Genomic DNA, 21,015 nt, shown 5'->3' with positions numbered 1-21,015 from the left:
AAGGGGAGATTAATATGAATTATACAACACAAATGGATGCTGCTAGAAATGGTATTGTCACAAGAGAGATGGAGATTGTAGCTAAGAAGGAAAATATAGATATAGATAAATTAATTAAGCTAATTGCTCAAGGAAAAGTTGTAATATGTGCAAACAAAAACCACAAGTCATTAGATCCTGAGGGAGTAGGAGAGGGATTAAGAACAAAAATAAATGTAAATTTAGGAATTTCGAAGGATTGCCCTAATATAGAAAATGAGATTGAGAAAGCAAGAAAATCAATAGAGATGAAGGTAGATTCTATAATGGATTTAAGTTCATTTGGAAAGACAGAGGAATTCAGAAGAAGATTAATAGAAATATCCCCTGCTATGATAGGTACAGTTCCTATATACGATGCTATTGGATTTTATGATAAAGAACTTAAAGATATAACTGCTGATGAGTTTTTGGATGTTGTTGAAAAACATGCTAGAGATGGTGTAGACTTTATGACAATACACGCGGGACTAACAAGGAAAACCTGCGAAACATTCAAGAAAAATAAAAGGCTTACAAATATAGTATCTAGAGGAGGGTCTTTACTTTTCGCTTGGATGGAGTTAAATGATAAGGAAAATCCTTTCTACGAATATTATGATAGGGTTCTAGACATATGTGAAAAGTACGATGTAACTATAAGTCTAGGAGATGCTTGTAGACCTGGAAGTATAAATGACGCAACAGATGCTTCTCAAATAGAAGAACTTATAATACTTGGAGAGCTTACAAAAAGGGCATGGGAAAGAAATGTTCAAGTAATAATAGAAGGTCCAGGGCATATGGCACTTGATGAAATAGAAGCTAATGTACTTATACAAAAGAAACTTTGTCACGGTGCTCCTTTTTATGTATTAGGTCCTATAGTTACAGATGTTGCTCCTGGATATGATCATATAACAAGTGCTATAGGAGGAGCAATTGCAGCTTCTAGTGGAGCAGACTTTTTATGTTACGTAACTCCAGCAGAACACCTTAGACTTCCTACACTTGATGATATGAAAGAAGGAGTTATAGCATCTAGGATAGCTGCACATGCAGCTGACATAGTCAAAGGAGTAAAAGGGGCTAGAGACTGGGATTATAAAATGAGTGAAGCTAGAAAAAACTTAGATTGGGACGAAATGTTTAGACTTTCAATAGATCCACAGAAAGCTAGAAGATATAGAGAAGAATCAAAGCCTAAACACGATGATAGCTGTAGTATGTGCGGGAAAATGTGCTCAATGAGAAATATGAACAAAATATTATCAGGAAAAGACATAAATATTCTAAGGGACGATGAGTAATGATATATCTAGTGACAAATAGGAAACTAATAAATAAAAAAAATATATACAAAGTAATAGAAGATGCAGCTAATGCTGGTATAGATGCTGTAATACTGAGAGAGAAGGATTTAAGCTGTGAGGATCTTTACACCATGGCTATAAACATAAAAGATATACTCTCTAAAAAGAATATACCTTTAATAATAAATAGCAACATAGAAGTAGCAAAGAAAGTTTGTGCAGATGCACTTCAGATTAGTTTTGGAGATTTTGTAAACAAAAATGTAGACTTTCAAGGGAAAGTAGGAGTATCAATACATAGTATAGAGGAAGGTATAATGGCACAAAACTTAGGTGCAGATTACGTTCTTGCAGGTCATATATTTAATACTTCTTGTAAACCAAATCTTGAGCCTAAGGGAATAGAATTTGTACATAAGTTAAGTAAAAGCATAAATATTCCAATAATATGCATTGGTGGAATAAATAAATACAATATAAAGAAAGTGTACGAATCTGGTGCAAGTGGAGTTGCAGTTATGTCTTTGATAATGGAATCAGAAGATGTATTTCAAACCATAAAAGAACTAAAAATCAGCATATAGGGGAGATTATAATGAGAACGGCATTAACCATAGCTGGATCTGATAGTTGTGCAGGAGCAGGAATTCAGGCAGATCTTAAAACTTTCTATGCACATGGAATATACGGTATGAGCGTTATAACAGCAGTAACAGCTCAAAATACTAAAGGAGTTATGGCAGTTGAAAATATTTCAAGTCATATAGTAGAAAAGCAAATAGATGCAATATTTTGTGATATAAAAGTTGATTCTGTGAAAATAGGTATGCTTTCAGAAATAGATATAATAAAAGCAGTAAGTAGCAAATTAAGACAGTATTCTCCTAAAAATATTGTGTTAGATCCTGTTATGATTTCTAAGAGTGGATATAACCTATTAAATCCAGATGCAAAAGATGTACTGATAAAAGAGTTGTTACCATTATCTACTGTAGTTACACCAAATATTCTAGAAGCGCAAGTTATAACAGGTATTAATATTAAATCTATCGACGATATGAAAAAATCTTGTAAGGCTATGCTTGAAATGGGATGTAAAATAGTATTAATAAAGGGAGGACATTTAAGTACGGATCCTATAGATATACTATTTGACGGAGAAGATTTTAAGTATTTTGAAGGAAAGAGAATACATACAAAGAATACACATGGAACAGGATGTACATTGTCTTCTGCTATTGCTTCAAATCTTGCAAAGGGATATGCTATCGAAAAATCTATAAAAAATGCTAAAGAATACATAAATGTAGCAATACAAAATTCATTATCTATCGGTGAGGGAATTGGTCCTACTAATCATTTCTATAGCATATATGAAAAGTGTAATATGATTGAGGAGATTGATTAAATTGAAGATGAATGTTGATTTTTCACTTTATCTGGTAACAGATAGAGAGATACTTAAAGGCAGAGATCTATTTAACAGTATAGAACAAGCAATACTTGGTGGGGTTACAGTTGTACAAATTAGAGAAAAGAATGCATCGAGTTTAGAATTCTATAACATAGCTAAAAAAGCTAAACTTATAACTGATAAATACAATATTCCGCTTATAATAAATGATAGAGTAGATATAGCAATTGCAGTAGATGCATCTGGAGTACATCTTGGTCAGAATGACCTTCCGGCTAAAGTCGCTAGGAATTTGATAGGTAAAAACAAAATTCTAGGTATCTCAACATATAATCTAGAACTTGCATTAAAAGCCCGAGATGATACAGCTGATTATATAGGTGTTGGAGCACTATTTAGTACTAATACTAAAAAAAATACAAACAAAGTATCTATAGACACATTATCTAAAATAAAATCATGTATAAATATACCTGTTATAGCTATAGGTGGAATAAATGAAACAAATATAGGGAGCATAGTAAAAACAAATGTAGATGGTGTTGCAGTTGTATCATCAATATTAGGAAAAGAGGATATCAAGGCTGCATCACAAAATATATATAGTAGCATAACTAGAAATTGAATGTATGTAAAACCTAATGTCAATAATATAAAGGGCAGCTAAAGCTGCCCTTTTATAATTACCCTTTTAAATTATGGTATTATCTGATAATATATAATTTGTAATTTTTTCTGATAAAGGTAATGGAAAGAGGTGAGGAATATGTTAAAGTACTCTGAGAAAAAAAGGCATAGATACACTCCATCACAGATAATAGTTGTAGGATTTGCTGCTGTTATATTGTTAGGAGCTATTCTACTTAATCTACCAATAGCTTCAAAAAGTGGTGAAAGTATAGGATTTATAAATGCACTGTTTACATCAACATCAGCAGTATGCGTAACTGGGCTTGTTGTTGTAGACACTGGTACATATTGGAGCACATTTGGAAAAGTAATAATACTAATGCTTATACAAGTAGGCGGGCTTGGCTTTATGTCTATGGCAACCTTATTTTCAATGTTAATAGGAAAAAGAATATCTCTTAGAGAAAGACTTATAATACAAGAATCACTAAATCAGTACGACTTAGAAGGGCTTGTTAGGCTTACAAGACATGTTTTAGTGGGAACATTTATTATAGAAGGGGTAGGAGCTTTATTTTTAGCTACTGTTTTTGTTCCAGAAATGGGGCTATTTAAAGGATTAGGGTATGGTATATTTCACTCTGTTTCAGCATTTTGCAATGCTGGATTTGATATAATTGGAAACGGAAGATCACTTACTCCATATGTTGATAATGTCACTATAAATATAGTTATAATGAGTATTATAATACTTGGTGGGATAGGATTTACGGTTATACTTGATGTAATGAGAAAAAAGAAATTCTCAAGACTTACTCTTCATTCTAAAATAGTTATAACCACATCTGCTATATTGATATCTATAGGATTTGTACTTTTCTTTATATTTGAATATAATAATCCTGATACATTAGGTGAATTATCTTTAAGTGGAAAGATGCTAGCAGCATTATTTCAAGCTGTAACTCCTAGGACTGCAGGATTTAATACGATAGATTTATCTAAGATGCAAGATAGTTCAAAGTTTTTAACGATGATATTGATGTTTATAGGTGGATCTCCAGCGTCTACAGCAGGAGGAATTAAAACAGCAACAATAGCAGTATTAGTATTTGCTGTTTTAGCACTTATAAAAGGTAGAGAAGATGTTGAAGCTTTCAAAAGAAGAATATCATATACAGCAGTAAATAAAGCTTTAGCAGTTCTTGCTATAGGATTATCACTGGTTATATTTGTAACTATGGGATTAAGCTTAACTCATCAATTTGATTTTATGGATATATTCTTTGAAGCTATATCTGCATTTGGTACAGTTGGATTAAGTCTAGGAATAACATCAGATCTTTCAAATATCGGAAAGGTATTTATAATTTTTTCAATGTTTGCTGGAAGAGTTGGGGCACTTACTATATTATTAGCTCTTGCTGTTAGACAGAAGAAAAGCGTTATAAGATATCCGGAAGATAAAATACTAGTAGGTTAGGAAGGAGATATAGTTATGAAACAGTTTGTCGTGATAGGGTGTGGAAGGTTTGGATCTTCAGTTGCTACAACTTTATATGGATATGGGAACGATGTACTTGCTATAGATAAATCCGAAGAAAGAGTTCAAAATATCTCAAACTTTGTTACTCATGCTGTTCAAGCAGATGTAACTGATGAAAATTCTCTAAAATCACTAGGAATTAGAAATTTTGATGTAGCTGTTATTAGTATAGGATCAGATATACAATCTTCAATAATGGCAACACTTATAGTAAAAGAGCTAGGTATTAAGTATGTTCTTTGTAAGGCTCAAAATGAACTTCAAGCAAAAGTATTATACAAAATAGGTGCAGATAAGGTTGTATTTCCAGAAAGAGATATGGGAGCAAGAGTTGCCCACAATCTTGTATCAAAGAATGTTATAGACTATATAGAGTTAGATCCAGAGTATTCTATACTAGAAATTGTATGTCCAAGAGCCTGGATAGGAAAGAGCATAAAGGATCTTAACTTAAGAGCAACTTATGGGATAAACGTCATGGCTATAAAACAAGGTACAAATATAAATATATCTCCAGCACCTGAAGATAATCTAAGAGAGAATGATATTCTCATAGTTATAGGCAAAAATGAAGATATAAACAAAATAGAGCAGAAGGATAAATAATTATGATATTAGAAATAACTAGCAAAGAAAATGATAAAATAAAGTATACTAAATCTCTTCTTAAAAAGAAAAATAGAATTGAAGAGAAGAGATATATAATAGAAGGATATAAAATAGTAAAAGATGCCATTAAATCAAATGAAAATATTGATTACGTATTTATTACTGATACCTTCCTACAAAAGCAAGAATGCATAGATACTATAGAAAGTATAAAAAATAAAAATATAAATATAAATATATACAAGGTTAATGATAAGCTATTTAGAGAAATTACAGATACAGAAAATCCTCAAGGAATAGTAGCCGTTGTAAAATATGAGATGCATTCACTTGAAAATATCATTAATAACAAAGATCTAAATTTTGTATTGATATTAGATAGAATACAAGATCCTGGCAATATGGGTACTATAATTAGAACAGCTGATGCTAGCGGAGTTGATTGTATAATATTATTAAAGGGATGTGTAGATATATACAACCCTAAAGTTATAAGATCTACCATGGGGTCTATATTTAATATACCTATAATAGAAGGAGAAGAAGATATAATAAATATCCTAAAAGAAAGCAAATTTAATGTTGTATCTAGTACTTTAGATACTGACAATTACTATCATAAAGTAGACTATGGGCAAAAGGTAGCCTTAGTTATAGGAAATGAAGGAAGTGGTATAAGTAAGAGTATTATAGATGTATCTGATATTCTTATCAAAATACCTATATATGGAGGGGCAGAGTCTCTTAATGCTGCTATAGCATCAGGAATATTAATGTATGAGATAAAGAACTCATTATCTTGTAAATAATGTGTTCCTATGCTATAATTTTTTGGAAAAGTTAATATCAAAATGCTATGATAGAGAAAAGTACTTTGACTTACTTTATAACAGAGAAGGATATATTAGCTGAAAGTATCCTATAAAGTAGCAAGGGAAGTTCACTCTGGAGCTTTAGGGTCGAAATAGCAGTAGGCCTTAACGTTAAGATGCGTTAATTCTTTTAAAGTGGTCTTTTAGACTATTAGGGTGGTACCGCGGAATACAAACTTTCGTCCCTACTTGGGATGAGAGTTTTTTTATTTATAAATAGAAAGGGTGATTTATTTGAAAGAACAATTACTGAATATAAGAGAAAATGCCCTAGCAGAGATAACAAGATGTACTAATATAGACGAGATTGAAAATGTAAGGGTAAAATATCTAGGAAAAAAGGGCGAGGTTACAAGCATACTTAAAGGAATGGGTAAATTATCACAAGAAGAAAGACCACTGATTGGAAAAATAGTTAATGAAGTTAGAGAAGAACTTGAGGATAAAATATCTCAAAAGAAAGAAGAAATAAAGAAAGAAGAAAAAAATAAAAAATTAAGCTTAGAAACTATAGATGTAACTATGCCAAGCAATAAGTTCGTAATAGGAAAGAAACATCCTATAACTCAAATAATGGATGAACTTAAATATATATTTACTGGTATGGGATTTAAGGTTGCAGAAGGTCCAGAAATAGAAACTGTTTATAATAATTTTGATGCACTTAATGCACCTAAGAACCATCCATCAAGAGAAATGAGCGATACATTTTATATAGATGAGAACTTACTTTTAAGAACTCAAACTTCTCCAGTTCAAATAAGAGCTATGAAAGCTATGCCTCTTCCTATAAAAATAATATCTCCTGGAAGATGCTTTAGATTTGATGCTCCAGATGCTACACACTCTCCAATGTTCCATCAGTTAGAGGGATTAGTAATAGATAAAAATGTAAATATGACACAACTTAAAGGAACTTTAGATGCGTTTGTAAAGCAGTTCTTTGGAGAATCCACTAAAACTAAATTTAGACCACACAATTTCCCATTTACAGAGCCTAGTGCAGAAGTTGATGTGACTTGCTTTAAATGTAAAGGAAGTGGATGTCCTATATGTAAAGGTGAAGGATGGATAGAAATACTAGGTGCTGGAATGGTACATCCAAATGTTTTAAGAAACTGTGGAATAGACCCGAATGAGTACAGCGGATTTGCATTTGGTATGGGAATAGATAGAATAGCGATGCTAAAGTATGAGATAGATGATATAAGATTATTATTCGAAAACGATATGAGATTTTTAAATCAATTCTAAAGGAGGAGTCTTATGTTAGTACCTTTAAAATGGCTGAGAGACTATGTTGATATAGATATAGATGTTAAAGAATTTGCAGATAAAATGACTATGACTGGATCGAAAGTAGAGAAGATTGAGTTCTTTGGAGAAGAAATAGAAAAAGTAGTAGTAGCTAAAATATTAGAAATAAAACAGCATCCTAATGCAGATAAGCTTGTAGTTACACAAGTTGATATTGGAAGTGAAGTAATTCAAATAGTAACAGGAGCTAACAATATAAAAGTAGGAGATTACATACCTGTTGCATTAGTTAATGCTAAGCTTCCTGGAGGAATAAAAATAAAAAAAGGAAAACTAAGAGGGGAACTTTCACAAGGCATGATGTGTTCTTGTGAAGAGCTAGGAATTCCAAACAATATGGTAGAAGAAAGCAAAAGAGATGGTATATATATATTAGATTCAAGTGAAGAACTAGGAAAAGATATAAAAGAAGTCCTAGGAATAAATGATGCTTTGATAGAGTTTGAAATAACATCTAATAGACCAGATTGCTTATCTATTATAGGAATAGCAAGAGAAGCAAGTGCTACACTTGGTAATAAAATAAAGTATCCACAAATAAGTATCAAAGAAAGTGATGAAGATATAGATTTTGATGTTCAAATAGAAGATGATGAGATTTGCAGAAGATACGCTACTAAAATAGTTAAAGATGTGGTAATTAAATCTTCGCCGTATTGGATGCAAAGAAGACTTATAGAAGCTGGAATAAGACCGATAAATAATATAGTAGACATAACAAATTATGTTATGCTTGAAATGGGTCAACCTATACATGCTTTCGATTTATCAAAAATAAAAGGAAGTAAGATAATAGTAAAAAAAGCAGAAGCTAATGAAACTTTTGTGACACTTGATGATGTAGAAAGAAAGCTAGATGAAAATATGATAATGATAGCAGATGAGGAAAAAAATCTAGCTATAGCAGGAGTAATGGGTGGACTTAATTCTGAAATAGATGAAAATACTAAAGAAATATTAATAGAAAGTGCGAACTTTAATCCTGATAATGTAAGATATACATCTAAGAGATTAGGTCTTAGAACTGAAGCTTCGTCTAGATTTGAAAAAAGAGTAGATATAAATTTAGTAAAAACAGCATTAGACAGAGTATGTCAATTGATAGAAGAAACAAATTCAGGTAGAGTATTAAGAGGATGTATAGATAAATATAAAAATCCTGTTAAAGAAAATAAGATGATTATAGACCCATGCAGAATAAATAAGCTTTTAGGAGAAAGTCTAGAAGTAGATGAAATGATTAGCATACTAGAAAGCCTTGAATTTAAGTGTATCAAAGCTGAGGATAAACTAGAAATAATCATTCCTTCATATAGATTAGATATATCTCAAGAAGCTGATATTTTAGAAGAAGTAGCAAGAATGTATGGCTATGACAAAATTTCTTCACAGCCTATATATGGTGAAACTACTATGGGACTTAGAACCATAGGACAGTTATTTGAAGAAAAAATAAAAGATTCTCTTGTAGCTATGGGACTTAATGAAGTGCTTACATACTCATTTGTAAGCCCGAAAGGATTAGACAAAATAAACTTACCAGAAACATCAATTAAGAGAAAGCTTATAAAAATATTAAATCCTCTTGGAGAAGAAACTAGTGTTATGAGAAGCACTCTTATACCAAATATGATGGATATAATGAGTAGAAATAACTCTCATAAAGTTCCTCAATTTGCTGGGTTTGAAGTAGGAAATATATTTATACCTATGCAAGATATAATACCTACAGAGAAAAAGTCTATAGTTGCAGGAATGTATGGACAATATGACTTCTTTGATATGAAAGGTATATTAGAAGAACTATTTAATAACATAGGATTTAAGGAATATGAAATAGTGCCTGAAAAAAATCACCCTACATTCCATCCAGGAAGATGTGCTAATATAATACACAATAGCAATATAATAGGGGTATTTGGAGAAGTGCATCCTGATGTTCTAGAAAACTACAATTTAAATAAAAGGGCTTATATAGCAGAACTTGACTTTGAACTTTTACTACTTCTTTCAAGAGATAATAAGGTATACAAATCACTACCTAAATATCCTGCAAGTAGTAGAGATATAGCAGTTGTTGTTAAAGATGAAATATTTGTAAAGGAAATAGAAGATATAATTAAAAATAATTCAAATGGAATAATAGAAAGCTTTAAGCTATTTGATATATATAAAGGAAATCAAATAGAAAAAGGCTATAAATCTGTTGCGTACTCTATAACGTATAGAAGTGAAGATAAAACTCTTACAGATGAAGAGATAAATACTGTTCACGAAAATATAGTTAAAGAATTAGAAACAAAATTAGATGCTAAATTAAGATTGTAAAAATATAAAAAAAAATGTACAATGTATTTAATAGGACGAACTGAGGGGCTGAGGTAGTATGAATAAAGTTACAGTGAAAATAAATGGCCATGAATATACGATGGTAGGATCAGAACCCAAAGAATATTTGTTAACAGTTGCTAATTATGTAGATGAGAGAATGCAAGAAGTAGCAAAAGCTAATCCAAAGTTAAGTACTGCAATGATAGCTGTACTTACTACTTTAAATATAGGTGATGAGCTTTTCAAGTGTTCTTATGAACTTGATAAAGTAAAACTACAATTAGAAAAGCCACTTCAAAATCTACAAGATGCCAATATTGCTGTGAATGATTTAAAAGAAGATATTAAATCTAAAGAAAGCCAGATACAAAAAATGCAAGAAGAACTTTCAAAGCTCAATGAAGAAGTAAAAACCTTAAAAGAGCAAAATGAAAAATTAGAAAAAGAGCTAGAAGAAAAAGAAATAAAGATAAAAGATGCTGAAGAGATTGTCAGTGTTTTTCAAAATAGGTTATACGACTACCAGATGAAAATAGTAGAGTTAGAAAAAAAAGAATAAAGCAAAATACCTCCAGGGAAAAATAAAAAAAATAACCTGGAGGTTTTATTATGTATGATTTAAAGGATTTTTATTCAGATACTATGTATGCAGTAAGAACATTTGGTGGATACGCAGTAGCCCTTATAGCTGCAAGGCTTATGGGAAAAAGAAGTGTTGGAGAATTAGGTATATTTGATTTAGTTTTGATGACTGGAATAGGTCATATAATGAGCTCAGTTGCTCTTGATAAAGAGGTTCCATTTCACGATGCCGCATTAGTTTTAGTAGTTTTGATTTTACTTGAAAGATTAATATCGTATATAGCACTAAAAAGTAAAAGAATCGGAGAGATAATAGAAGGAAAGCCAATGCACCTTATAAGAGATGGAAAGCTTTTATTTGATAATATGGCCAAAGAAAAATTCAACGAAAGAGATCTGTTACAAGAACTTAGGAAAAAAGGTATAAGGAAAGAAGAAGAGGTAGATCAGGCAATAATAGAAGCTTGTGGAAAATTTAGTGTAATATTAAAAGAAGAGGAAGAACCTCTAAAGAGAAAAGATCTAGGTATAATAAAAGAAGGACAAAGTCCAAAATATCTAGATCATAAATTTAACGAAATAAAGCAAGAACTTATAAATTTAAGAAGAGAAATAGAAGATATAAAAAGAAAAGTTTAGGAGATGATGGTTTGAATACAGAATTATTAGCACCAGTAGGATCGTTTGACTCACTAAAAGCAGCAGTACAAAATGGAGCAGACGCAGTTTACTTAGGCGGTAAGGAGTTTAGTGCAAGAGCATCTGCTAGCAACTTTGATAGAGAAAATTTAAAAAAAGCTGTAGAGTATGCACATATAAGAGATGTGAAAGTATATGTAGCATTAAATACACTTATAAAAGAAAGTGAGATAGAAAGATGTATTGAATATGTAAAGTATTTATACGACATAGATGTAGATGCAATTATACTTCAGGATATAGGAATAGCATCTATAATAAAAGAAAATTTTCCAGATTTTGAAATACATGCAAGTACACAGATGGTAGCTCACTCAATAGAAGATGTTAAGTATCTAGAAGATATGGGATTTAGCAGAGTAGTTCTAGCAAGAGAACTTACAATAGATGAAATAAATTATATTTGTAATAACACTTCCGTAGATATAGAAATATTTGTTCATGGAGCTTTATGTGTTTGTTATTCAGGGCAATGTCTTATGAGTAGTATGATAGGTGGCAGATCAGGAAATAGAGGAAGATGTGCTCAACCGTGTAGAATGGAATACGATTTAGTTGATTTAAATACATTATCAAGAATAGATGTAAAGGGCAAATACCTTCTAAGTCCTAAGGATTTAAATACAATAGAAAACTTAGATAAAGTAATAAAGTCTAAAGTATTGTCACTAAAGATAGAAGGAAGAATGAAAAGACCTGAGTACGTAGCAACGGTTGTGTCTGCTTATAGAGAAGCTCTAGATAATTACATAAAGAATAAAGATATGAATGTAAAAAAAGAAGTTAAGGATGATTTATATAGTATATTTAACAGAAAGTTCACAGGAGGATATATATTAGGAAATCGAGGAAAAGAAATAATGAATCCTCAAAAACCAAACAATATAGGACTTTATATAGGTAAGGTTTTAGATTATGATAAAAAAGCTAAAAGATTAACTATAAAACTTGAAAACACTTTAAGAAAAGGTGATGGAATAAATCTAGGTGGAGGAATAATAGGAAGAATATTAATAGGAGATAAAATCCTAGATGAAGCTCATAGCAAAAGTATAATAAAGCTTGATTTTACAGGAAATGCCAAAAAGGGTCAAGAAGTATACAAGACATTAGACAGTCATCTACTAGATAAAGCAAGAAAAAGTTATGAAAATGATATAGAAAACAAAAAGATAAATATACAGTGCAATATAACACTTAAATTAGATGATTATCCTAAATTACGTATAGTAGATAATAGAAAAAATGAAATAATAGTTATATCAGACAAAAAAGTTGAAAAGGCTATCAAAATTCCAATTGATGATGAAAAAATAAAAAAGCAATTATCTAAGCTAGGAAACACTCCGTACACTCTAGAAAATATAAATATACAAAAGGATGATGATATAAGTATTCCAGTAAGCATACTGAATGAAATGAGAAGGTCGGCAATAGAAAAGCTAGATAATAAAAGAAAAAAGCTCAATCAAAGAGAAGATGTAGAAATAAGAATTGACGAAGATGCTAAAACTAACAAAGCTATTAGGGATATAAAGATAAGGATAAAAATTAAAAGTATAGATGTCCTAAAAGAAATAATAAATGAAGATATAGATTTAATATATTATGAAGATAGTGATACATTAAAAGAAGCTATAGAAATTTGTAAATCTAAAAATAAAAATATAGCTTACTCTTTACCTAGAATAGTTAGAAACGATCAATATAAGATCATAAATAAAGTTTTTGATGAAAATATAGAAAATATACAGGTTTGCAATATAGGATCTATAAATAAATTTAAAGATAAAGTTAATATGTATGGAGATTATTCTTTAAATGTGTTCAACTCTAATTCTATAAAACACTTAAAAAACAAAGGATTAAAAGCTATAGCTATATCGCCGGAGCTTAATATATATGAAATAGGAGAAGTTCTAAAGAATAGTCAAGACATAGATGTAGAAGGAATAGTTTATGGAAGAATACCGCTTATGATATCAGAATACTGTCCTTTAGGTACTTTAACTGATAATTGTAACAGAGGCTGCAAAAATAAAAGATATGGACTAAGAGATTCTAGAGGAGAGATTTTTCCAATATCTAAAGACGAATTTTGTAGAGGTATAATATACAATTCTAAAATACTATGTGTTGTAGATGAACTTGAGAAAATTATAAAAAGTGGAATAAATGTGTTAAGACTAGATTTTACACTCGAAGAAGTAAAAGAGATAAAAGATATAGTAAAAATGTACACAAGTGTAGTTAAAAATGATTTTGAAGTGACTAAAGAATATTTAAAAGTATATGAAAAATTAAAAGATAAAGGTATTACTAATGGACATTACTTTAGAGGAGTAGAGTAGATTTGTTTTAACCCCTTATAGATGATATAATAGGTATACGAATATAATTATTTATTCTAAAGGGGTAGATTTATGATAGTTAAAGAAAATAATTTCTTAAATAAATCTGAGTTAAAATTCCACAAAAATCTTATACAAGATATATTTAATGGAATGGTAGACTGGGTAAGAGTTGTTGATAAAACAGGAACAGTTATATATGTGAATGATGAAATGAAAAGAAAGATAGGGGAGCAAATAATAGGGTCAAGATGTTACAATTCTTTAGGGAAAGATTGTTCTTGCGAAAACTGTATAACTGAAATGACAATAAAAACAGGAAGAATGCATCATAAGGAAGAAATAGTGAATGGGAGAATTTATTCTGTTGTAAGCTCTCCGATAAGAGATGTAAACAACAAAATATATGCAGCTGTAGAAGTATTTAGAGATGTTACTGAGGAAAAAAGATTAAAGAAAGAGATTATGCAAAAGAATGATAAAATGAGTAGGGACCTAGAATTTGCAAAAGCTCTTCAAAAAAATATGCTTCCTCGTAAAGGAATATATGAAAATATAAGTTTAGATTATGTTTACAGACCATCTGAAATGTTAAGTGGAGATATATTCGATGTATTCAAAATAGGTGATAATCATATAGGTATGTATATAAGCGATGTAGTAGGTCATGGAGTTAAAGCTTCTATGCTTACTATGTTTATAAGACAAATGATGAAGTGTGTTGATGATAATAATTTAAGTCCAAGTGATGCTTTAACTAAACTTCATAAACATTTCTTAGATCTTAATCTAGATTATGATAAATACTTTACTATATTCTTTGCAATACTAGATACTAGAAGTAATGAGCTAAGATATGTAAATGCTGGTCATAATAGTTTGCCTATACTATTTAATAATGAAAAAGTAAATATGTTAAGTGCAAGTGGAAACTTAATATCTCCTTTCTTTGATAAAGTAGAGTATGAAGAAAAGGTTGTAACTCTTTCTAAGGGAGATAAAATACTATTTTATACAGATGGTATAATAGAGACAAAAGGCCATGGTGGAGAAGAATTTGGAATGGAAAGATTGATAGATATAGTTAAAGGAAGAAATGATAATATACTAGAAAGTATTCAAAAAAGTGTAGATGAATTTAGACAAAGCAAGCAAGAAGATGATTTGGCTGCATTTTTGATAGAATTATTATAGGAAAGCTTAAGGGCTTTCTTTTTTTCTACCAATATATGATATAATTATTAATGTTTAGATAATAATATATTAGTACTTAGGCGGTAAATTTTCAGGAGGAAATATATGAACGAAAGGTCTTTGAGGGTTTTAGAATATAACAAAATAATAGATATGCTAAAGGATAAAGTAGCATGTTCTTTAGGGCTTAAACACATAGATAAATTAGTACCTTCTTCAAATTATGAAGAAGTTATAAATATGCAAAAGGAAACAAGTGAAGCAGAGAGTATCTTAATAAAGAGAGGTTCGTTTCCCTTAGGTGGAATACACGATATAGAAATTTTAGTAAAGAAAGCTAGTATAGGATCATCTCTTGATCCAGGGCAACTATTGATGGTTGCCGATACATTAAGAGGAGCAAGACTTATAAGGAACTTTATGAAAAATGAAGATGGAGAATCAAAATATGAAATTATAGAGGGGCTAGTTTCTTCCCTTAATGTGTTTAGAGATATAGAAGATAGTATATATAACAGTATAGCAAGTGAAAGCGAAGTGTCAGATAGTGCAAGTCCAGAGCTTAGAAGTATAAGAAGAAAAATAGTTCAGAAAAACGAAGGAATAAGATCAAAACTAAACTCTATAATATCATCAACTACTTATCAAAAATACTTACAAGAAGCTATAGTTACTATAAGAGGAGATCGTTTTGTTGTTCCCGTAAAACAAGAATATAGATCAAGTGTACCTGGAATAGTTCATGATCAATCTTCATCTGGAGCTACTTTATTCATAGAACCTATGAGTGTAGTTGAGATGAATAATGAGTTAAGAGAGTTAAGAATAAAAGAAAAAGAAGAGATAGAAAAAATATTAAAAGAGCTTTCAAATCTTGTAGGAAGTGTAAGTAATGAGCTTATATCTAATGGGAAGGTATTAGGAAAGTTAGATTTTATATTTGCAAAAGGGAAATTGTCCATAAGTATGAGGGGAATTTCTCCAGAAATAAACAACGATAAATATATAAATATAAAAAATGGAAGACATCCATTACTAGATCCTAAAAGTGTAGTACCTACTAATATATGGGTTGGTAAAGACTTTAATACACTAGTTATAACAGGGCCAAATACAGGTGGTAAAACTGTTACACTAAAAACAGTAGGATTATTTCAGTTAATGGTTCAAAGTGGTCTTCATATTCCTGCAGATTTTGGAACCGTTATGAGCGTATTTGATAATATATTTGCTGATATAGGAGATGAGCAAAGTATAGAACAGAGCTTATCCACTTTTTCATCTCATATGACTAATATAGTAAATATATTAAGAGAAGTTAATGAAAACTCTTTAGTTTTATTTGATGAACTTGGAGCAGGAACTGACCCTGTAGAAGGAGCTGCTCTTGCAATATCAATACTTGATTACTTATACAATATAAATGCTAGAACAATAGGAACTACTCATTACAGCGAACTTAAACACTATGCCTTAACTAAAGACGGAGTTGAAAATGCATCTGTTGAATTTGATTTAGAAACATTAAGTCCAACTTACAAATTGCTTATAGGGGTTCCAGGAAAGTCTAATGCTTTTGAAATATCTAGAAAATTAGGACTTGATGAATATATAATAGAAAATGCTAAAAGCTTAATAAGTAGAGAAAATATAGAATTTGAGGAATTGCTTCAGAATATAGAAAAAGATAGAATAAAAGCACAAGAAGAAAGAGAGGAAGCACAAAGGTTAAAGACGCAAATACAAAGACTTAAAGATGAATATCAAGAAAAGGTTGATAAACTAGCAAGCAACAAAGAAAAAATGATACAAGAAGCTAAAAGGGAAGCACAGAAAATAATAAGCCAGGCAAAAGAAGAAGTAGAAGAAGCAATAAAAGAAATAAGAAGGTTAGAAAAACAAGAGTATAGCAAAGATAAAAATAAAGAGATAGAGAATATAAGAAGTAAAATAAACAAATCTATGGGAAGTGTACAAACTAGCGTAAAAGATATGATAATACCTAAAGTATCAAAGAAGGTAATAAAGAATATAAAAGCTGGTGATGAAGTAAAAGTTGTAAGCTTAAATCAAGAAGGTACCATATTATCTGTTGATAATGATAAGAAAGAAGCTTTAGTTCAAATAGGTATAATGAAAATGAACTTGCCATTTGCATCTCTTGAGAAGATAGATTCTATAAAGAAAGAATTATCTAAATCAGGTACTGGAAAAATACTAAAATCTAAAGCTTCAAATATAAAAAGCGAGATAGATTTAAGAGGAATGAATTTAGAAGATGCTATGTCACAGGTAGATAAATACCTTGATGATGCTTACCTTGCAGGGCTTCCTAAAGTAACTATTATACATGGTGTTGGGACAGGAGTTCTGAAAAGTGGTATTAAACAAATGCTAAAAAAACATAAGCACGTAAAAAGCCAAAGAGATGGAGCTTATGGAGAAGGTGGATCAGGAGTTACAATAGTTGAAATAAAATAGGAGTGATATATTTGATATTAGTATCTGCCTGTCTTTTAGGCGTTGATTGTAAATATAACGGAAAAAATAATGAGGATCATAAGGTAATAGATTACTTGAAAGATAAACAGTTTGTATTAGTATGCCCAGAACAATTAGGAGGCCTTACAACTCCTCGTGTCCCAAGCGAAATAGTTGAAGGTTGTGGAGAAGCTGTTTTAGATAGAAAAGCAAGAGTTATAGATAAAGAAGGTAAAGACGTAACTAAGAACTTTATAAAAGGGGCTTATGAAACACTTAAAATAGCTAGGCTGCTTAATTGTAGTGAAGCTATACTGAAGGAAAAAAGTCCATCTTGTGGAACTACTATTATATACGATGGAACATTTAATAATAATTTAAAGCAAGGTCTTGGTGTTACAGCTGCCATTTTAAAAAGAGAAGGAATAAATCTAAAAAGTGAAAATAAATTATAGGGGGTCAGATTATGAATTTGAAAGAGGTAAAACAGTTAGCAAGAGAAAGAATGAAAGGATACTGTAGGGTTTGTAAAGAATGTAATGGGATAGCCTGCGCTGGTGAAGTTCCAGGAATGGGTGGCTGTGGAAGTGGAGATTCTTTCAAAAGAAATTATGAAAGCTTAAAAAATATAAAGTTAGTTTTAAAAACAATACATGACGCTAAAAATCCAGATACATCAATAGAGATATTTGGAAGAAAATTAGATTTACCTTTAATTACTGCTCCTGTAACAGGAAGTTCTATAAATATGGGTGGATATTTAAGTGAAGAAGAATACTCAGATTCAGCAGTCATAGGAAGTATAAAAGCAAATACTATAGCTATGACTGGAGATAGTGCAAATCCTGATTTTTATATAGCTGGACTAAATAGCATTAAAAAGGTAAATGGGGAAGGAATAGCTATAATAAAACCGAGAGAAAATTCTAAAATAATAGAGTGTATAAGAAAAGCTGAGGAAGCGGGAGCAATTGCAGTAGGTATAGATATAGATGGAGCAGGTCTTGTAACTATGGCACTTCATGGTCAGCCTGTAGGACCTAAGACGTTAGAAGAATTAAAAGAGCTTAAAGAATCTACTAAACTTCCTTTTATACTAAAGGGGATAATGTGTGTAGAAGATGCACTTTTAGCAGTTGAAGCTGGTGTAGATGCTATAGTTGTATCTAATCACGGAGGTAGAGTCCTTAATCATTCATTAGGAGTTGCTGATGTTCTTTCTGATATTGTTAAAGCTGTAGGTGGAAAAATTACTATATTAGCAGATGGAAATGTTAGAGAAGGTACAGATATACTAAAATATATAGCACTTGGTGCAGATGCTGTACTTGTAGCTAGACCTATAATATGGGGAGCTTATGGTGGATATGATGAAGGTGTTAAGTTAGTTATAGACAACTTCAAAAATGAATTAAAACAGGCTATGATACTGACAGGATGTAAAGATATAAAATCTATAGATAATACCAAAATAGTAAACTTAAACAGATAAACTATAGTATTCTCAAAACAAACAATATATGATAACATATATTAATGTAAAAAAATATATAAAATCCGATGAAAGGAAGAGTAAGTATAGCAACTATTTCAGCGAGCTAGAGTTTGGTGTGAGTCTAGTATTAGTCTATATTGAAAAGAGTCCTAGAGGATATTTTCTGAAATATTAGTAAGAAAATACGGTAGCCACCGTTAAAGGTCAATGAGTGGGCAATATGCCAATAAGAGTGGTAACACGGGATAAAATCTCGTCTCTTAATTTTTTAAGGGGCGAGTATTTTTTTGTTTAAATTAGTTATATTTATAAAATAATATAATTATAACAACTTTACATATGAATAAAAATCAGGAGGTATTTATATGAAGGACTTCAAATTAGAAGTTGCTAAGAGCATTCATTCTCAAACTACAGATCTAAGTTTAGAGGATATAATTTCTTTAATAGAGATTCCACCAAATAAAGAAATGGGAGATTATGCTTTTCCTTGCTTTAGATTTGCTAAAGTATTTAGAAAAGCTCCAAATTTAATCGCACAAGAACTTGCATCTAAAATAGAAAAAGTAGGATGTATTGAAAATGTAGAGCCACTTGGGGGATATGTAAACTTTTTCATAAACAAAAAAGCTCTAGCTGAGTCTGTTATAAAAGAAGTTTTAGAAAAAGAAGATAGGTATGGTAGTAGTGATATCGGAGAAGGAAAAAGTGTAATAGTGGAGTTTTCATCTCCTAATATAGCAAAACCATTTCATATAGGTCACATAAGAAGTACAGTTATAGGAAGCTCTATAGAAAAGATTTATAAATTCTGTGGATACAATACAATAAGCATAAATCACTTAGGTGATTATGGTACTCAGTTTGGAAAACTTATAGTAGCATTCAAAAAGTGGGGAAGTGAAGAAGAAGTTAAAAACAATCCTATACCTACTCTTTTAAAACTGTATATTCAATTCCATGATGAAGTAGAGAAAGATCCTTCTTTAGAAGACGAAGGAAGAATGTGGTTTAAGAAGTTAGAAGATGGAGATGAAGAAGCTACTAGATTATGGCAGTGGTTTAGAGATGTTAGTTTAGATGAATTCAATAGAGTATATGATATGCTTAATATAAAGTTTGACTCATACGCTGGAGAAAGTTTCTATTCTGACAAGATGCCTAGAGTACTAGATATGATGGAAGAAAAGAACATATTGAAAGAATCAAAAGGAGCTCAAATAGTAGACCTTGAAGAATATGGAATGCCACCAGCATTAATAAGAAAAAGTGATGGATCTACACTATATATAACAAGAGATATAACAGCTGCTATATACAGAAAAGAGCATTATGATTTTTATAAGAACATATATGTAGTTGCATCTCAGCAAAACCTACACTTCCAACAATGGTTCAAGATTATAGAACTTATGGGATTTGAATGGGCTAAAGACTGCGTTCATGTTCCTTTTGGACTTGTTAGCTTAGAAGAGGGAACAATAGCTACTAGAAAAGGAAGAGTAGTATTCTTAGAAGACGTACTTAATAAAGCTATCCAAACTACTAAAGATATAATAAAAGAAAAAAATCCTAATCTTGAAAATATAGATGAAGTTGCAAAACAAGTAGGAATAGGAGCAGTTGTGTTCCAAGAATTATCTAATAATAGAATAAAAGATTATACGTTCTCTTGGGATAGAACACTTAATTTTGATGGAGAAACAGGTCCATATGTTCAGTATACTCACGTTAGAACATGCTCTTTATTAAGAAAAGCAAATGAAGAAGTAAATTGCGATATAGATTTTAGCTTACTTACTGATGAAGACTCTATAAATGTAATAACAGTACTTTCAGGGTTTAGTAAAGCTGTATTAGATGCTATGAGAAAAAATGAGCCTCACATAATAGCAAGATATGTTGTAGACTTAGCTCAAGCATTTAATAAATTCTATCATGACAATGCAATAATAGTTGAAGATAAAGAGTTAAGAAAAGCAAGACTTGCGTTAGTTAAAGCAACTAAGCAAACTATAAAAAATGGATTAGCATTACTTGGAGTAGCTTCACCTGAAAGAATGTAGTTTGTCGAAAAATAAGTATTTACATCTAAAAAACAAATATTATATAATAAACGTATGAAAGTTAATGTAGAACATTGTAGCAAGAAGGCTATAGTCT

17 protein-coding genes and 2 other annotated features are annotated in these 21,015 nt (G+C 30.6%); all 17 genes read left to right on the top strand.

Annotation, left to right across the window (positions count from 1 at the left end; translation table 11 throughout):
- The first annotated feature begins 14 nt into the window (after window positions 1–14).
- The 17 genes from thiC to argS all read left to right on the top strand — a co-directional run bounded on the left by thiC (window position 15) and on the right by argS (window position 20,918).
- Window positions 15–1,328 carry a phosphomethylpyrimidine synthase ThiC gene (gene thiC, locus CLOTH_RS08370; protein ID WP_079413044.1) on the top strand — a complete coding sequence of 438 codons (1,314 nt, stop codon included), beginning with the start codon at window positions 15–17 and terminating at the stop codon, window positions 1,326–1,328.
- Entirely contained in the window at window positions 1,328–1,915 is a 588-nt protein-coding gene (gene thiE / locus CLOTH_RS08365; RefSeq protein WP_079413042.1) for a thiamine phosphate synthase, read from the top strand. The genes thiC and thiE (CLOTH_RS08365) overlap by 1 nt, the downstream gene beginning before the upstream one ends.
- Before the next feature lie 11 nt (window positions 1,916–1,926).
- A complete protein-coding gene (gene thiD / locus CLOTH_RS08360) occupies window positions 1,927–2,739 on the top strand; it encodes a bifunctional hydroxymethylpyrimidine kinase/phosphomethylpyrimidine kinase (RefSeq protein WP_079413040.1) in 813 nt (270 codons plus the stop codon).
- A gap of 7 nt (window positions 2,740–2,746) precedes the next feature.
- Window positions 2,747–3,370 (top strand): thiamine phosphate synthase, encoded by a 624-nt coding sequence (thiE, locus tag CLOTH_RS08355; protein ID WP_079413060.1) that lies wholly within the window; start codon window positions 2,747–2,749, stop codon window positions 3,368–3,370.
- Window positions 3,371–3,511: 141 nt separating this feature from the next.
- On the top strand, window positions 3,512–4,858 hold the full coding sequence (locus CLOTH_RS08350) for a TrkH family potassium uptake protein (RefSeq protein WP_079413038.1): 1,347 nt from the start codon (window positions 3,512–3,514) through the stop codon (window positions 4,856–4,858).
- A 15-nt stretch (window positions 4,859–4,873) separates the two neighbouring features.
- Window positions 4,874–5,527, top strand: a complete 654-nt coding sequence (locus CLOTH_RS08345; protein ID WP_079413036.1) for a potassium channel family protein — start codon at window positions 4,874–4,876, stop codon at window positions 5,525–5,527.
- A 2-nt stretch (window positions 5,528–5,529) separates the two neighbouring features.
- The gene (locus CLOTH_RS08340) at window positions 5,530–6,339 is read left to right on the top strand and encodes a TrmH family RNA methyltransferase (protein ID WP_079413034.1); all 810 of its coding nucleotides are present in this window, start codon (window positions 5,530–5,532) and stop codon (window positions 6,337–6,339) included.
- A gap of 38 nt (window positions 6,340–6,377) precedes the next feature.
- Window positions 6,378–6,592, top strand: a binding site (T-box leader).
- 44 nt (window positions 6,593–6,636) lie between these two features.
- On the top strand, window positions 6,637–7,656 hold the full coding sequence (pheS, locus tag CLOTH_RS08335; RefSeq protein ID WP_079413032.1) for a phenylalanine--tRNA ligase subunit alpha: 1,020 nt from the start codon (window positions 6,637–6,639) through the stop codon (window positions 7,654–7,656).
- A 12-nt stretch (window positions 7,657–7,668) separates the two neighbouring features.
- Window positions 7,669–10,047: a phenylalanine--tRNA ligase subunit beta gene (gene pheT, locus CLOTH_RS08330; RefSeq protein ID WP_079413030.1), complete on the top strand. Its 2,379-nt coding sequence runs from the start codon at window positions 7,669–7,671 to the stop codon at window positions 10,045–10,047.
- 58 nt (window positions 10,048–10,105) lie between these two features.
- Window positions 10,106–10,609 (top strand): cell division protein ZapA, encoded by a 504-nt coding sequence (locus CLOTH_RS08325; protein WP_079413028.1) that lies wholly within the window; start codon window positions 10,106–10,108, stop codon window positions 10,607–10,609.
- 50 nt (window positions 10,610–10,659) lie between these two features.
- Window positions 10,660–11,271: a DUF421 domain-containing protein gene (locus tag CLOTH_RS08320; protein WP_079413026.1), complete on the top strand. Its 612-nt coding sequence runs from the start codon at window positions 10,660–10,662 to the stop codon at window positions 11,269–11,271.
- 11 nt (window positions 11,272–11,282) lie between these two features.
- The gene (locus CLOTH_RS08315) at window positions 11,283–13,682 is read left to right on the top strand and encodes a DUF3656 domain-containing U32 family peptidase (protein ID WP_079413024.1); all 2,400 of its coding nucleotides are present in this window, start codon (window positions 11,283–11,285) and stop codon (window positions 13,680–13,682) included.
- A 72-nt stretch (window positions 13,683–13,754) separates the two neighbouring features.
- Window positions 13,755–14,876 carry a SpoIIE family protein phosphatase gene (locus tag CLOTH_RS08310; protein WP_079413022.1) on the top strand — a complete coding sequence of 374 codons (1,122 nt, stop codon included), beginning with the start codon at window positions 13,755–13,757 and terminating at the stop codon, window positions 14,874–14,876.
- 105 nt (window positions 14,877–14,981) lie between these two features.
- Window positions 14,982–17,357 carry an endonuclease MutS2 gene (locus tag CLOTH_RS08305; protein WP_079413020.1) on the top strand — a complete coding sequence of 792 codons (2,376 nt, stop codon included), beginning with the start codon at window positions 14,982–14,984 and terminating at the stop codon, window positions 17,355–17,357.
- A gap of 11 nt (window positions 17,358–17,368) precedes the next feature.
- Window positions 17,369–17,812: a DUF523 domain-containing protein gene (locus CLOTH_RS08300; protein WP_079413018.1), complete on the top strand. Its 444-nt coding sequence runs from the start codon at window positions 17,369–17,371 to the stop codon at window positions 17,810–17,812.
- A gap of 11 nt (window positions 17,813–17,823) precedes the next feature.
- The gene (locus tag CLOTH_RS08295) at window positions 17,824–18,849 is read left to right on the top strand and encodes an alpha-hydroxy-acid oxidizing protein (RefSeq protein WP_079413016.1); all 1,026 of its coding nucleotides are present in this window, start codon (window positions 17,824–17,826) and stop codon (window positions 18,847–18,849) included.
- Window positions 18,850–18,908: 59 nt separating this feature from the next.
- Window positions 18,909–19,116 (top strand) — a binding site (T-box leader).
- 101 nt (window positions 19,117–19,217) lie between these two features.
- Window positions 19,218–20,918, top strand: coding sequence for an arginine--tRNA ligase (argS, locus tag CLOTH_RS08290; protein WP_079413014.1), 1,701 nt, complete (start codon window positions 19,218–19,220; stop codon window positions 20,916–20,918).
- The last annotated feature ends 97 nt before the right edge of the window (window positions 20,919–21,015 follow it).

The sequence above is a fragment of the Alkalithermobacter paradoxus genome, from assembly GCA_002029295.1.
In the GTDB taxonomy this organism is placed as follows: Bacteria; Bacillota; Clostridia; order Peptostreptococcales; family Peptostreptococcaceae; genus Alkalithermobacter; species Alkalithermobacter paradoxus.
Note: the sequence above shows the minus strand (reverse complement) of the source record. Positions and strands in the feature narration are given on the sequence as shown.

What these genes read in the sequence shown, in the direction of transcription:
- thiC (WP_079413044.1), top strand. Translation starts at nt 15, where the DNA reads ATGAATTATACAACACAAATGGATGCTGCTAGAAATGGTATTGTCACA.
- thiE (WP_079413042.1), top strand. Translation starts at nt 1,328, where the DNA reads ATGATATATCTAGTGACAAATAGGAAACTAATAAATAAAAAAAATATA.
- thiD (WP_079413040.1), top strand. Translation starts at nt 1,927, where the DNA reads ATGAGAACGGCATTAACCATAGCTGGATCTGATAGTTGTGCAGGAGCA.
- thiE (WP_079413060.1), top strand. Translation starts at nt 2,747, where the DNA reads ATGAATGTTGATTTTTCACTTTATCTGGTAACAGATAGAGAGATACTT.
- CLOTH_RS08350 (WP_079413038.1), top strand. Translation starts at nt 3,512, where the DNA reads ATGTTAAAGTACTCTGAGAAAAAAAGGCATAGATACACTCCATCACAG.
- CLOTH_RS08345 (WP_079413036.1), top strand. Translation starts at nt 4,874, where the DNA reads ATGAAACAGTTTGTCGTGATAGGGTGTGGAAGGTTTGGATCTTCAGTT.
- CLOTH_RS08340 (WP_079413034.1), top strand. Translation starts at nt 5,530, where the DNA reads ATGATATTAGAAATAACTAGCAAAGAAAATGATAAAATAAAGTATACT.
- pheT (WP_079413030.1), top strand. Translation starts at nt 7,669, where the DNA reads ATGTTAGTACCTTTAAAATGGCTGAGAGACTATGTTGATATAGATATA.
- CLOTH_RS08325 (WP_079413028.1), top strand. Translation starts at nt 10,106, where the DNA reads ATGAATAAAGTTACAGTGAAAATAAATGGCCATGAATATACGATGGTA.
- CLOTH_RS08320 (WP_079413026.1), top strand. Translation starts at nt 10,660, where the DNA reads ATGTATGATTTAAAGGATTTTTATTCAGATACTATGTATGCAGTAAGA.
- CLOTH_RS08310 (WP_079413022.1), top strand. Translation starts at nt 13,755, where the DNA reads ATGATAGTTAAAGAAAATAATTTCTTAAATAAATCTGAGTTAAAATTC.
- CLOTH_RS08305 (WP_079413020.1), top strand. Translation starts at nt 14,982, where the DNA reads ATGAACGAAAGGTCTTTGAGGGTTTTAGAATATAACAAAATAATAGAT.
- CLOTH_RS08295 (WP_079413016.1), top strand. Translation starts at nt 17,824, where the DNA reads ATGAATTTGAAAGAGGTAAAACAGTTAGCAAGAGAAAGAATGAAAGGA.
- argS (WP_079413014.1), top strand. Translation starts at nt 19,218, where the DNA reads ATGAAGGACTTCAAATTAGAAGTTGCTAAGAGCATTCATTCTCAAACT.